The following is a 13,219-nucleotide window of genomic DNA, read 5'->3' on the forward strand; positions in this document are numbered from 1 at the left end:
TTTCATCGACTTACCGTCCCAGGCCCGCCAGTGCCTCCCGCACCGCCGCCACCTGCCGGCGCGACACGGCCAGCCACTCGTCGACATGGACGATGCGCACGGCCCAGCTGTCGACCGCCTCGGCAGGGTCGCCGCTGTCCAGGTCGCCGAACGAAGTCGGCGCATGGCGCTCCAGTTCGCGCACCGCCCAGCGGGCCACCAGCGCGTTGCGGTGCACGCGCAGGAAGCGCTCGCCCAGGCGCTGTTCCAGGTCGGACAGCGCGCCATCCATCACATGACTCTCGCTGGCAGTGCGCAGCGTCAGGTACTTCAGCTCCGCCTTGAAGTACAGCACCTCGCCAATGGGAATGCGCAGCAGGCGGCCGCGGTCGGTCAGCGTGATGAAGTCGGCATGGTCGGGCGCACTCGGTGCATCGGGCGGCAGCGCGGCCTGCACGGCGGCGCGCTCGGACAGGCGCTGGGCGGCGCGGGCCAAGGCGGCCTGCAGGCGCTCGCGGCGCACCGGCTTGGTCAGGTAGTCCAGCGCATCAAGCTCGAAGGCGCGCAGCGCATGCATGGCATGCGCCGTGACGAAGATGATCAGCGGCGCGGGCACGCCCTGCTGGCGCTGCATCAAGGCATCGGCGAACTGCAGGCCGTCGACGCCCGGCATCTGCACGTCCAGCAGAACGATGTCGCAGCCATGCTCGCGCAGCCAGCTCGCGGCCTGCGAGCCGGTGGCCGCCTCGGCGATGACCTCGCAGCGCGGCTCCTGGATGGCGTCAACCAGGCCACGCAGGCGCAACCGGGCCAAGGGCTCATCGTCGACGACAAGGACACGCAATGCACTGCTCATAACGGCACCAGGATGCGCAGCGCAAACCGCTGCTCGGTAGATTCCAGCTCGAAGCGAGCGGCGACATCGTGCATCAGTTTCAGGCGCTGGCGCACATTGCGCAGCGCCAGGCCGTGTCCGACGGTGCGGGCCGGTGCACCCACCGTGTTGACGATGCGGATCTCGACCTCGGCACCGCGGCGCATCGTGCTGACTTCAAGTTCACCGCCATCCTCGTTGGGCTCGACGCCATGGCGCACGGCGTTCTCCACCAGTGGCTGCAGCAGCAGCGGCGGCACGCGCGCCGCGCCGGCCTCGGGGTCGAGATGCCAGACGATGCGCAGCCGCTTGCCAAAGCGGATCTGCTCGATGGCGAGGTAGCGCCGCGCCAGTTCGACCTCCTCGACCAGCGTGACCGAGGCGCTGGCATCGGCGAGCGCGACGCGGAACAGCTCGGCCAAGTCCTCCAGCACGTTCTCGGCACGTGCCGGGTCCACCTGCACCAGCGCAATGGCACTGTTCAGCGTGTTGAACAGGAAGTGCGGCCGGATGCGCGACTGCAGCTCGACGAGCTGGGCCAGCGCGTCGGCCGGGCGCTGGGTGTGCTCGCGCAGCTTGAGCCAGGCCAGCAGCAGGGCCGCGCCGCTGGCACCGCAGGCGGCAATGCTGGCGACACGCCACGAACTGACGGGATCTTCGCTGGTCAGGCTGAGCAGGCCATAGCCGGCGAGTGCACTGACGGCCCCCAGCGTCATCAGCGCCAGCCATTGCACCGGCTCGGCGAGACGCGGCCACAGGCGCCTGGCCGCGCACACGGCGAGCAACCACGACAGCACGGCAAACATCGTCACCACCGTGCCGTTGGCGGTCAGCGTCAGCCACTGCGCGGCATCCACCGCCACGAGGCCTGTACCCAGGGCCAGCAGCAGCTGCACGCCAAGCACGGCGCGCAGCACCAGGCCAACATGACAGACATCGAAGGCACGCGTCGGGTCCAGCAGCGGCGGCGTGTTCAGCTCTGGCAGCTCGGGCAGCTCGTTGGGCGCGAAGCCCAGCCACTGACTGAGCTGCATGGACTCGTGCCAGACGCTGTGGCGCGCCGGGGCGCGGCGTTTGAAGAAGGGCATATCAGGTTTCCATGGCGCACTCTGTTCTGCGGGCCGAGCGCCGGGCCGCTCCCAAGCCGGCCCGCGTTGGCGATGTGCTTGCGACTAGATGCCGCAAGCATCGCCGTGCCCTCGGGGGACCGGCCAAGGTACGCCTTGGACGAGGGGCTCGATAATCCCGGGCTGCGGCGCATTCTGCGCGCTGAATTTCACGCCTGCCCCATGTCAGACAACCAACTCGCCAACAAATCCCAAGCCTGGTCCGCCCTGTTTTCCGAGCCGATGAGCGACCTGGTCAAGCGCTACACGGCCAGCGTCGGCTTCGACAAGCGCCTGTGGCGAGCGGACATTGCCGGCAGTCTGGCGCACGCGGAGATGCTCTGCAGCCAGGGCATCTTGTCAGCGGAAGATCACGAAGCCATCCAGCGCGGCCTGAACGAGATCGCGGCCGAGATCGACGCCGGCAACTTCGAGTGGAAGCTGGACCTGGAAGATGTGCACCTCAACATCGAGGCGCGGCTGACCGAACGCGTGGGCATCGCAGGCAAGCGCCTGCACACCGGCCGCAGCCGCAACGACCAGGTCGCCACCGATGTGCGGCTGTGGCTGCGCGGCGAGATCGACGAGATCACCGGCCTGCTCAAGGCGCTGCAGACCGTCATGGTCGAGAAGGCCAGCGAGCATGCCGATGTGATCCTGCCCGGCTTCACGCACCTGCAGGTCGCCCAGCCGGTCAGCTTCGGCCACCACCTGCTGGCTTACGTCGAGATGTTCGCCCGCGACGCCGAGCGGCTGCTGGATGCCCGCAAGCGCGTCAACCGCCTGCCGCTGGGTGCCGCCGCGCTGGCCGGCACCAGCTACCCGCTGGACCGCGAGCGCGTGGCCAAGACGCTCGGCATGGAGGGCGTCTGCCAGAACAGCCTGGACGCGGTGAGTGACCGCGACTTCGCCATCGAGTTCTCGTCGGCTGCGACCCTCGTCATGTTGCACATTTCGCGGCTGTCCGAGGAGCTGATTCTCTGGATGAGCCAGAACTTCGGCTTCATCGCGCTGCCTGACGCCTTCTGCACCGGCTCGTCGATCATGCCGCAGAAGAAGAACCCCGACGTGCCCGAGCTGGCGCGCGGCAAGACGGGCCGCGTGGTCGGCCACCTGGTCGGCCTCGTCACGCTGATGAAGGGCCAGCCGCTGGCCTACAACAAGGACAACCAGGAGGACAAGGAGCCCTTGTTCGACACGGTCGACACCTTGAAGGACACGCTGCGCATCTTTGCCGACATGCTGGCCGGCCTGACCCCCAAGCCCGAGGCCATGCGCGCCGCTGCCTTGCGCGGCCATGCCACGGCGACCGACCTGGCCGACTACCTCGTCAAGAAGGGCGCTGCCTTCCGCGACGCGCACGAGGTCGTGGCGCATGCGGTCAAGACGGCAACTGCCAAGGGCGTGGACCTGGCGGCGCTGTCGCTGGAAGAACTGAGGGCCTTCGATGCCCGCATCGAGGCCGATGTGTTCGAGGTGCTGTCGCTGGAAGGCTCGCTGAACGCACGCAACGTGCTGGGCGGCACGGCGCCGGCCCAGGTGCGGGCGCAGGTGGCGCGGCACCGCGCCCGTCTGGCATGAGTACGCTGGCCTGGACCGACAAGCTGGTCCTGAACCAGCCGACGCTGGACACCACGCACGAGGAGTTCGTCGGCCTGCTGAATGCCTTCGGCGCCGCGCTGGAAGGCGGCGGCGACGCCCTGCCCGCCTACCAGGCGCTGCTGGCCCACACCGAGGCCCACTTCGCGATGGAAGAGGACTGGATGGCGCGCTGCGGCTTCGAGGCGCAGAACTGCCACAGCAGCCAGCACGCGATGGTGCTGAACGTGATGCGCGAGGCGCTGCGCTATGCCAACGAGCTGAATGACCGCGAGCCGCTGAACATCCTGCGCACGGAGCTGGCGGGGTGGTTTCCGCAGCATGCCGAGATGATGGATGCGGCCCTGGTCTGGACGATGGAGCAGCGCGGTTTCGACCCGGTGACGGGCGAGTGCCGTGACGTGGCGCTTGAGGCCGCCGCGAGCCACGGCTGTGGCTCGGGCAGCTGCGGCTGATTACTTTTTCAGGTACTCGAAGAACGCCTGCGAATTCGACTCACGTCCCAGGAAGTCCTCGACCAGCTCCGGCGCGGGCTTCTGCGCGCCCTGCCCCAGCACCTGCTCGCGGTAGCGCTTGCCGACGTCGGCGCCGAGCTTGTCGGTCTCGAAGGCCTTGCGCAGGTCCATCGCCACGACCAGGCTCCACAGATAGCCGTAGTAGCCCGAGCCGTAGCCGCCCGCGATGTGGGCAAAGCCGGCCGGGAACATCGTGCCCTGCACATGGCCCAGCGGCGTGGCGCCTTCCATCCGCGCCCATAGCGGCAGGGGCTCGGGCTTGGTCGCGCGGTGCAGCGCGATGTCGTAGCTGGCGTAGAGGTGCTGGCGGCCGAACTGACCGCCCTTGCCATAGTGCTTGGCGGCCTGGGCCTGCTCGACCATCGCATCGGGCACCGGCTTGCAGGTTGGGCAGACCTCCTGCATGAGCTTGAGCACCTGCTTGTCGTAGACCCAGTCCTCCAGCATTTGCGACGGCGCCTCGACGAAGTCATGCATGACCGTCGTGCCGGCGGTCGCCGCGTAGCGCGTGTTTGACAGGTTCACGTGCACCGCATGACCCAGCTCATGCAGCAGCGTCTCGACTTCGTCCAGCGTGAGCCCGTTGCGGTCGAAGTTGACGACGAGAGACGCCACCGGCGCACGGCCGATGCGCGTCGCGCTGCCACGCAGCGGCCACACCGCCGCGTGGTTGTACTTGCCATCGCGCGGGTAGAGGTCGACATACATCTGTGCGATGGGCTTGCCGGTGGCCGCGTCGCTGACGACATAGGTCTGTGCTTCCTCGTGCCACAGCTTGTTGTCGATGCGCTGGTACTTCACGCCCATCAGTTTCTCGATGATGCGCATCGACAACTCCAGGCTGGCCTGGGGCGGGAAATAGGGGCGGAAGGCGTTCTGGTCGACGCTGAACTTCTGCAGCTTGACGCGCTCGCTGTAGAAGGTGGCGTCCCAGCGTTCGACCTGGGTCTGCTCGGCAGGCGTGCCCAGGTGCTGGGCCTTGGCGGCGCGCAGCTCCTGCAGTTCATCCTTCTCGCGGGCGGTGACGGCCCCGGTCACCGAGTCGAGGAAGCGCGTGGCCGTCGCGCCGTCCTTGGCCATGCGGCGGCGCAGGTTGAAGTCGACGTAATTGTCGAAGCCGAACAGCCGGGCGTACTCGCCGCGCAGCGTCACGATCTGCGCCAGCAGGTCGAGGTTGGCGGGGCCGCCCTCGTTGACCTTGGCCAGCCACATCCGCTGACGGGCTTGGGCGCTTTCGGCGCTGCGCATGACCGGCACATAGCTCGGGTAATCCACGCCCAGCAGGACGCGGCCTTGCTCGTCGCGCTTCGCCTTCTCCCAGACGCTGGGCGGCACGCCCTTCAGCTCGGCCTCGGTGAAGGCCACGCGGGTGCCGGCGTCGCGGATGTTCTTGTTGAACTGCTGGTCCAGCTCGGTCAGCTTGTTGAGGATCTGCTTGGCGCGGGCGCGCTTGGGCGCGGGCAGGGCCACGCCGCTGTCTTCGAACTGGCCGGAGGCCAGCCGCACCAGTTCGGCATCGATGCCGTCCTGCTTGGGCGCCTTCTGCAGCGCACGGTAGAGCTTTTCGTTCTGGCCCAGGCTCGATGCGAAGTCGGCCCAGCGCAGCGAGCAGGCCTGGGCCGCGTCGCGGATGACCTTGACCGGATGGACATTGAGGATGAAGTCGTTGGGGGCCTGGTGGTCTTCCAGATAGACGGTCAGGTCGTCATAGGCGGCCAGCCAGCCGATATCGACTTTGCGTTTTTCAAGCTGGCCGACGCGCTGTTTGGCGCCTTTGAGGCCGCTGTCGCAGCGGGTCTGCACATCGGCCGCACTGCTATAGGTCGGCAGATTGGGTGCGGGAAGCTGGGGTTGGGCTTGAGCTTGGACGGCGGCGGCATTCAGCGCCAGCACGGCCAGGGTCGTCAGGACGGGTTTCATCGCGTCTCCTTGTGGGAAGGCCGCGATTCTCTCGGCCGGGCGGGCACCCAGCCATTCGCCATGCCCTATTTCTGCAGCAAGGCTCGTACCTGCATCAAGGCACCCGGGTCATCCAACGTCGTGAGGTCGCCAGGGTCGCGGCCTTCGGCCACGGCTTGCAGTGCGCGGCGCAGCAGCTTGCCCGAGCGTGTCTTGGGCAACAGGCTGACACACAGCACGCGCGAGGGCCGCGCGACAGCGCCAAGCTGCCCGTCGACACGCTTCATGATCTGGCCCTCCAGCGCCAGCGCCGCCTCGGGCGTGTCGGGCATCTCGCGCGGCACGACGAAGGCCAGCGCGACCTGACCCTTCAACTGATCGGCCACGCCGACGACGGCGACCTCGGCGACAGCGGCATGGCCGGAGATGCACTCCTCGATCTCGCGCGTGCCCAGCCGGTGGCCGGCCACGTTGATGACGTCGTCGGTGCGGCCGAGGATGAAGGTGTAGCCCTCCGCGTCCCGCGTGGCCCAGTCGAAGGTGGAGTAAACCTGCCGGCCCGGAACGCTGCCCCAGTAGGTGCTGACGAAGCGCTGGTCGTCGCCCCACACCGTCTGCAGTGCGCCCGGCGGCAGCGGGTGCTCGATGACCAGCACACCCTTCTGATCCGGGCCTTCGAGCGTCGCGCCGGTGGCCTCGTCCAGCAGCTTCAGGTCATAGCCATACATCGGCACGCCCGGCGAGCCCAGACGCGTCGGCACGGCTTCCACACCCGGGATGTGATGGGCCACGGTCAGCAGCGGCCAGCCGGTCTCGGTCTGCCAGTAGTTGTCGATGATGGGCACGTTCAAGGCCTCGGCGATCCAGTGCGCGGTCGGCTCGTCCAGCGGCTCGCCAGCCAGGAACAACGCGCGCAGCGACGACAGGTCATGGCGCTTCAGCAGCGCGGCATCGTGCTTCTTCAAGACGCGCACGGCCGTGGGTGCGCTGAACATGACCGTCACCTGGTATTTCTCCACCAGGCTCCACAGCACGGCGGCGTCAGGGTTGACCGGCGTGCCTTCGTACATCAGCGTCGCCATGCCATGGATGAGGGGGCCGTAGACGATGTAGCTGTGGCCGACGACCCAGCCGATGTCACTGGTCGAGAAATAGGTCTCGCCCGGCTTGCCGCCGAAGATCCAGTCCATGCTGGCCGCCAGGGCCACCGCATAGCCGCCGACATCGCGCTGTACGCCCTTGGGCTTGCCCGTGGTGCCGCTGGTGTAGAGGGTGTAGCTGATGCTGTTGGACTCCAGCCAGGCGCAGGGCACCTGCTGGCCCCAGTGCTGACGGCGCAGTTCAGCGTAGTCCAGGTCGCGCCCGGCCACCCGCTCGAACGCCACGAGGCCGCGGTCCACCATCAGCACGCTGGCGGGTTTGTGCGTGGACAAGCCGATGGCCTCGTCCAGCAGCGGCTTGTAGGCGATGCGCTTGCCCGCGCGGCTGCCGGCGTCGGCGCTGACGATGAGCTTCGGGCTCGCATCCTCGATGCGGCTGGCCAGGCTCACCGATGCGAAGCCGCCGAACACCACCGAGTGGATTGCGCCGATGCGGGCGCAGGCCAGCATCGCGAAAGCCGCCTCGGGGATCATGGGCATATAGATCAGCACGCGGTCGCCAACACCCACGCCCTGCGCGACGAGCATGGCGGCAAAAGCCTCCACCTCGGCCAGCAGTTCAGCAAAGCTGTAGACCTTTTCCTCGCCCACCTCGGTCGACACCCAGATCAGCGCGCGGCCCCCGGGTTGCACGGCCGCATGCCGGTCCACCGCGTTGTGACAAAGGTTGGTCGTGCCGCCGACAAACCAACGCGCGAACGGCGGCCGGCTGGCGTCGCAGATCTGCTGGGGCGGCGTCTGCCAGTCGATGCGCTTGGCCTGCTCGGCCCAGAAGGCGTCGCGCTCGGTCAGGGAGCGCTGATGGAAGTCGGCATAGGTCTGCGTCATGCGGGCAGTGTGCGTCCGAGGCACTGACGGCAATCTGACCTTTCGCAACACCTTGTCGTGATCAATTGCAGGGTTTTTACGGAGTTTGCCGTCGCCCATGCCGGGGTTTGCCCTGAAAATCGCGCCCTTTGCGCCTGCTGCGGTTGACGGTGCCGGGTCGCACTTCTACCCTCCGCGCCGCTGTCCCTTCTCCGCTATCGCGACCGCCCGCGGTCTGCCCCGGTTCTCCCAGTCCTGAATGCCTTTGTCCACTGCCCCGCTGAATCGCCTTGCTGCTGCCGCCGTTCTGGTCGCCAGCTGTGCCGCGCATGCGCAGGGTGTGGCCCAGGCGGCCACGACGACGCCCCCGCCGGGCACGATGACCGGCGCCTATGGGCAGAGCCTGCAACAGCAAGCCGCCATCGACAAGGCCGCGCCGGCAGCCGGCAAGCCGGCCCAGCCGGGCAATGCCAGCGATGCCGTCAGCCGCTTCCTGAGCGAGCGCGGCCTGACGATGCAGGTCGGCGAAGTGGGCGGGTCATCTCGCCTTTTGGCCAGCGTCCGCGACACCGCATCGGACCTGGTGCTGTCGGCCATGAACTTCCTTGGCGTGCGCTACACGCGCGGCGGCAATTCGGTCGAGAACGGCTTCGACTGCAGCGGCTTCACGCGCCACATCTTCGAGATGAGCGTGGGCCTCGTGCTGCCGCGCCGTGCCGACGAGCAGGCCAAGGACAGCAGCCTGCTGTCCATCAAGCGTGACGAGCTGAAACCCGGCGACCTGGTGTTCTTCAACACCATGAAGCGCACCTTCAGCCACGTGGGCATCTATGTCGGCGAGGGCAAGTTCATCCACGCCCCGCGCACCGGCAGCGCCGTGCGTGTGGAGGACATGCGCGATTCCTACTGGGCCAAGCGCTTCACCGGCGCGCGGCGCGCGGATCTGAAGGCTGCGGCCGAAGCGCCCGTCACCCGCTGACCGCGCCACCGTTGTCGCGCCAGGATTGCGCGAGCAACTCCTTGACCCAGGCCGGCCTGGCTTTCACGAGCAACACCTTCACGCCGCAGCGCTTGGCGCCCCAGAACAGTGGTTCGACCGCGCCAGCTTCGCGCGCGATCCATGCGTCGCGGGCTGCTTCGTCCTTGATGAAGACCCGCAACTCCGCGCCATCGGGCGTCATGGTCGCGAAGATCCTGCCTTTGGCACCAGGCAGGCGAAAGGACGTCAGCTCGTGATGCGGTTTCTCGACCGCACCCGACAAGGCCAGCGCAAGTTCGCGGGCCCTGGCGGCATCCATCAGCCTGCGACCCGCTTGGCGACGAGCGTCAGGATTTCGTAGCTCGCGCAAAGCTCGCCACGCTGGTTGGTCACCGCCACATCCCAGCCGATGACGCCCTGCGCGGGTTGGTCGTCGCGCGGCGGCCGGTCGATCTTGCGCTTGGCGGTCAGGCGCGCCTGGATGGTGTCGCCCATCGCCACCGGCGTGACGAAGCGCAGGTTCTCCAGGCCGTAGTTGGCCAGCACCGGACCGGGCGCCGGGCTGACGAACAGGCCAGCCGCGGCCGACAGCACGAAGTAGCCGTGGGCGATGCGCTGGCCGAAGGGCGATGCCTTTGCGGCGACCTCGTCGAAGTGCATGTAGAAGTAGTCGCCCGACAGGCCGCCGAACGCGACGATGTCCGCCTCGCCGACGGTGCGGCGGTGCGTCAGCAGGCTCATGCCGACCTCGACGTCCTCGAAGTAGCGGCGGAAGGGATGGATGTCGCTCTCGGTGACCGTGCCGCCGCGCTGGTACTCGCCGGTGATGGCCGAGATCATCGTCGGCGAGCCCTGCACTGCGCAGCGCTGCAGGTAGTGCTTGACGGCGCGCAGGCCGCCCAGTTCCTCACCGCCGCCCGCGCGGCCGGGGCCGCCGTGCTTGAGCTTGGGCAGCGGCGAACCGTGGCCGGTGTTCTCCAGCGCAGCCTCACGGTCCAGCACGAGCATGCGGCCGTGCCAGGCCGCAAAGGTCGGCACGGCCTGGGCCGCCAGCGCCGGGGTCTTGGTGCAGATCGTGCCGACAAGGCTGCCGCGGCCGAGCGTCGCCAGATGCAGCGCCTCGTCGAAATCGCCATAGGGCATCAGCGTCGTGACGGGGCCGAAAGCTTCCAGGTGATGGGCGTCGCTGCCGGCCGAGTCGCGTGCCAGCAGCAGCGTCGGCGCGAAGAACGAACCCTCGGCAACGCCCTCGCCCTTGGGCGCAAAGCCGTCACGCTCGGACAGCAGCAGCTCGCAGTTCTTCGCCAGCTGGGCCACCCGCTCGGCCACGTCGGCCTGCTGCGCCTTGCTGGACAGCGCGCCCATGCGCACGCCTTCGACGGCCGGGTCGCCGACGACCGTCTTGCTCAGCCGCGCCTTCAACGCAGCCGCGACCGCATCGACTCGATGGGCCGGGACGATGGTGCGGCGGATGGCCGTGCACTTCTGGCCGGCCTTGGCCGTCATCTCTCGCGCGACCTCCTTGATGAAGAGGGCGAATTCCGGGTCGTCCGGCGTCACGTCGGGCGCGAGGATGGCGCAGTTCAGGCTGTCGGCCTCGGCGTTGAAGGGGATGCTCTTCTTCAACAGGTTGGGGTGCGCCTTCAGCATCAGCGCGGTGTCGGCGCTGCCAGTGAAGGTGACGACGTCTGATTCATCGAGGCGCTCGAACAGATCACCCGTACCGCCGATGATGAGCTGCAGCGCGCCGACCTGCACCAGGCCCGAGTCGACCACCATGCGCACGCAGGCTTCGGCGACGTAGCTGGTCGCTGTGGCTGGCTTGACCAAGCAAGGCATGCCGGCCAGGAAGCTCGGCGCGAACTTCTCCAACATGCCCCACATCGGGAAATTAAAGGCATTGATGTGCAGCGCCACGCCCCGCTTGGGCACCATCACATGGCTGCCGATGAAGTGGTTGTTGGCACCCAGACGCATTGGCGGGCCCTCGTGCAGCACGTTGCTGCTCGGCAGGTCCTTGCCGCCGATGGAGGCGTACGCGAACAGCGTGCCGATGCCGCCTTCGATGTCGATCCAGGAGTCGCTGCGCGTCGCGCCCGTGTGGGCGCTGATCGCGTAAAGCTCTTCCTTGCGCTCCATGAGGTAGGCGGCGAGCGCCTTCAGCACGCGGGCACGGTCCTGGAAGTGGGTGCGCAGCAGGCCCGGCAGCGCCGTGCCGCGCGCAAACGCCATGGCCTCGGAGAAGTCGAGCGACTCCTCGTGCGTGTAGGCCACGACGCGGCCGTTGATGGCGCTGGCCATCGGCTTGGCCGCGCGCTCGCCGACCCAGCGGCCGGCGATGTAGCTCTGGAGTGTGGAAACTGCCATTTCAAATCCTCTGGGCCGCGCCACGCGCAGGCCGTTCATCCAGCGGTCGCCACGGGGCCGGGCATGACCGGCCCCATGAAGGACATCCGCAAAGGCCTGCCGTTACTTGATCAGCACCCAGGCGCCGTTCTTGATCTGCACCATCACGCGGGCACGCTGGTCCAGGCCGAGGTGGTCGCCGGCCGACATGTTGAACACGCCATGCGCACCGGCCACGTTCTTGACGTTCTCCAGCGCATCGCGCAGCGCTGCGCGGAAGGCGGGCGTGCCGGGCTGGGCCTTCTTCAGTGCCTCGGGCGCGGCGGCGGCCAGCAGCAGGCCGGCGTCCCAGGCGTGGCCGCCGAAGGTCGACACCGAGCCCTTGCCGTGCGCCGCTTCGTACTTCGAGATGTAGTCCAGCGCGCTCTTCCTGACCGGGTGGTCGGCAGGCAACTGGGCAGCGACCAGCACCGGGCCCGACGGCAGCAACGTGCCCTCGACGTCCTTGCCACCCACGCGCAGGAAATCGTTGTTGGCCACGCCGTGGGTCTGGTAGATCTTGCCCGCGTAGCCGCGCTCCTTCAGCGCCTTCTGCGGCAGCGCGGCGGGCGTGCCCGAGCCGGCGATCAGGATGGCGTCGGGCCTGGCCGAGACCAGCTTGAGCACCTGGCCGGTGACCGACGTGTCAGTGCGGTTGTAGCGCTCGCTCGCGACGATATTGAGGTTCTTGGTCGCAGCGATCTTGTTGAACTCGCCCCACCAGCCCTCGCCGTAGGCGTCGGCAAAGCCGATGAAGCCGGCCGTTTTGATGCCGTTGTCGACCATGTGGGTCACGATGGCCAGGGCCATCATGATGTCGTTCTGCGGGGTCTTGAAGACCCAGCGCTTCTTGGCATCGATAGGCTCGACGATGCGGGCCGACGCGGCCATCGAGATCATCGGCGTCTGCGCCTCCGACACCGCGTCGATCATCGCCAGCGAGTTGGGCGTGACGGTCGAGCCGATGATGATGTCGACCTTGTTCTCGGTGATGAACTTGCGCGTGTTGGCCACGGCCGTCGTCGTGTCAGACGCATCGTCCAGCACGATGTAGTTGACCTTCTGGCCGCCGAGGGTCGTCGGCATCAGCGCGACGGTGTTCTTCTCGGGGATGCCGAGCGAGGCGGCCGGGCCGGTGGCCGAGACCGTGACGCCGACGTTGATGTCGGCCTGGGCTGCAAGGCTCAGGGTGGCAGCGATGGCCAGGGCGAGTTGCTTGAATGGCTTCATGGGTCGTCTCCTCGGGGGTTATTGGATGAGGGCCGGCTGGCGCAGCTGCACTGCACCGAGACCGCCAAAGAACAGATCGCTGACCAGGGTGGCAAGCGCCTCGTGAGAGAGCTCGCCCTCCGGCCGCAACCAGGTGAAGGTCCAGTTGATCATGCCAAAGAGCAGCATGGTCAGCGGCTTGTGCAGATTGGCCTCGCGCAGCTCGGGCCGCACGCGGCTGACGGCAGCCGCGAACTCGCTGACGACGCGACGCTCCACGTCCAGCAGGCGCTCGCGCTCGGCGTCAGCCAGGAACTTGATCTCGCTGGTCAACACGCGGTGCTGGGCCTGGGCGTCGGCATAGGACCGGGTGAAGCGCTCGATGAGCGCGCGCAGTTGCGCGTCCGGCGCCAGCTGCTGCGCCTTGACCTCTTCGACCAAGGCCAGCAGTGCATGCACGTGCGCATCGCAGATCTGCGCGAGGAGGTCCTGCTTGTCCTGGAAGTAGTGGTACAGCGTCGGCTTGGCGACGCCGCAGGCCTCGGCGACCTGGTTCATGGACGTGGCGCTGAAGCCTTGCTCAGCGAACAGGTCGGCGGCGGCGGCGAGGATGTCCTCGCGTTGGGCTTCGAAGCCGGGGGCGCGTTTGCGGGCCATGTCAGACCGGAACGCAGCAAGCAGAGATGCAACCACAGAGGCACAGAGGC

At 67.8% G+C, this 13,219-nt stretch carries 11 protein-coding genes; 3 read left to right on the forward strand and 8 right to left on the reverse strand.

The genetic code is table 11. From position 1 onward, the window contains the following. Positions 1-10: 10 nt before the first annotated feature. Positions 11-835 (reverse strand): LytTR family DNA-binding domain-containing protein, encoded by an 825-nt coding sequence (locus tag ASC81_RS08335; RefSeq protein ID WP_056265150.1) that lies wholly within the window; start codon positions 833-835, stop codon positions 11-13. Further along, positions 832-1,941 carry a sensor histidine kinase gene (locus tag ASC81_RS08340; RefSeq protein WP_056265154.1) on the reverse strand — a complete coding sequence of 370 codons (1,110 nt, stop codon included), beginning with the start codon at positions 1,939-1,941 and terminating at the stop codon, positions 832-834. The genes ASC81_RS08335 and ASC81_RS08340 overlap by 4 nt, the downstream gene beginning before the upstream one ends. A 201-nt stretch (positions 1,942-2,142) precedes the next feature. Here ASC81_RS08340 and argH point away from each other — a divergent pair, with 201 nt between their 5' ends. Both argH and ASC81_RS08350 read left to right on the forward strand, forming a co-directional pair. Next, the gene (gene argH, locus ASC81_RS08345; protein ID WP_056265158.1) at positions 2,143-3,540 is read left to right on the forward strand and encodes an argininosuccinate lyase; all 1,398 of its coding nucleotides are present in this window, start codon (positions 2,143-2,145) and stop codon (positions 3,538-3,540) included. Then, positions 3,537-4,013 (forward strand): hemerythrin domain-containing protein, encoded by a 477-nt coding sequence (locus ASC81_RS08350; RefSeq protein ID WP_056265160.1) that lies wholly within the window; start codon positions 3,537-3,539, stop codon positions 4,011-4,013. The genes argH and ASC81_RS08350 overlap by 4 nt, the downstream gene beginning before the upstream one ends. Here ASC81_RS08350 and ASC81_RS08355 read toward each other — a convergent pair whose 3' ends face one another. Together ASC81_RS08355 and ASC81_RS08360 are read right to left on the reverse strand one after the other, a co-directional pair. Beyond that, positions 4,014-5,993 (reverse strand): M3 family metallopeptidase, encoded by a 1,980-nt coding sequence (locus ASC81_RS08355; protein ID WP_056265162.1) that lies wholly within the window; start codon positions 5,991-5,993, stop codon positions 4,014-4,016. Between the two features lie 65 nt (positions 5,994-6,058). Then, positions 6,059-7,960 carry a propionate--CoA ligase gene (locus ASC81_RS08360; RefSeq protein ID WP_056265165.1) on the reverse strand — a complete coding sequence of 634 codons (1,902 nt, stop codon included), beginning with the start codon at positions 7,958-7,960 and terminating at the stop codon, positions 6,059-6,061. Positions 7,961-8,198: 238 nt separating this feature from the next. Between ASC81_RS08360 and ASC81_RS28180 the strand changes: the two genes are divergently transcribed. Next, complete coding sequence (locus ASC81_RS28180; RefSeq protein ID WP_156391904.1) at positions 8,199-8,918, forward strand: C40 family peptidase; 720 nt, start codon at positions 8,199-8,201, stop codon at positions 8,916-8,918. Here ASC81_RS28180 and ASC81_RS08370 read toward each other — a convergent pair. The 4 genes from ASC81_RS08370 to ASC81_RS08385 form a co-directional block, all read right to left on the reverse strand. After that, the gene (locus tag ASC81_RS08370) at positions 8,908-9,201 is read right to left on the reverse strand and encodes an MmcQ/YjbR family DNA-binding protein (protein ID WP_156391906.1); all 294 of its coding nucleotides are present in this window, start codon (positions 9,199-9,201) and stop codon (positions 8,908-8,910) included. The genes ASC81_RS28180 and ASC81_RS08370 overlap by 11 nt on opposite strands. A 35-nt stretch (positions 9,202-9,236) precedes the next feature. Further along, on the reverse strand, positions 9,237-11,285 hold the full coding sequence (paaZ, locus tag ASC81_RS08375) for a phenylacetic acid degradation bifunctional protein PaaZ (RefSeq protein WP_056265175.1): 2,049 nt from the start codon (positions 11,283-11,285) through the stop codon (positions 9,237-9,239). Positions 11,286-11,387: 102 nt separating this feature from the next. Next, positions 11,388-12,533: an ABC transporter substrate-binding protein gene (locus ASC81_RS08380; RefSeq protein WP_056265177.1), complete on the reverse strand. Its 1,146-nt coding sequence runs from the start codon at positions 12,531-12,533 to the stop codon at positions 11,388-11,390. An 18-nt stretch (positions 12,534-12,551) separates the two neighbouring features. Next, positions 12,552-13,169 (reverse strand): TetR/AcrR family transcriptional regulator, encoded by a 618-nt coding sequence (locus ASC81_RS08385; protein ID WP_056265180.1) that lies wholly within the window; start codon positions 13,167-13,169, stop codon positions 12,552-12,554. Positions 13,170-13,219: the final 50 nt, after the last annotated feature.

This window comes from Pelomonas sp. Root405, from assembly GCF_001425165.1.
In the GTDB taxonomy this organism is placed as follows: Bacteria; Pseudomonadota; Gammaproteobacteria; order Burkholderiales; family Burkholderiaceae_C; genus Pelomonas.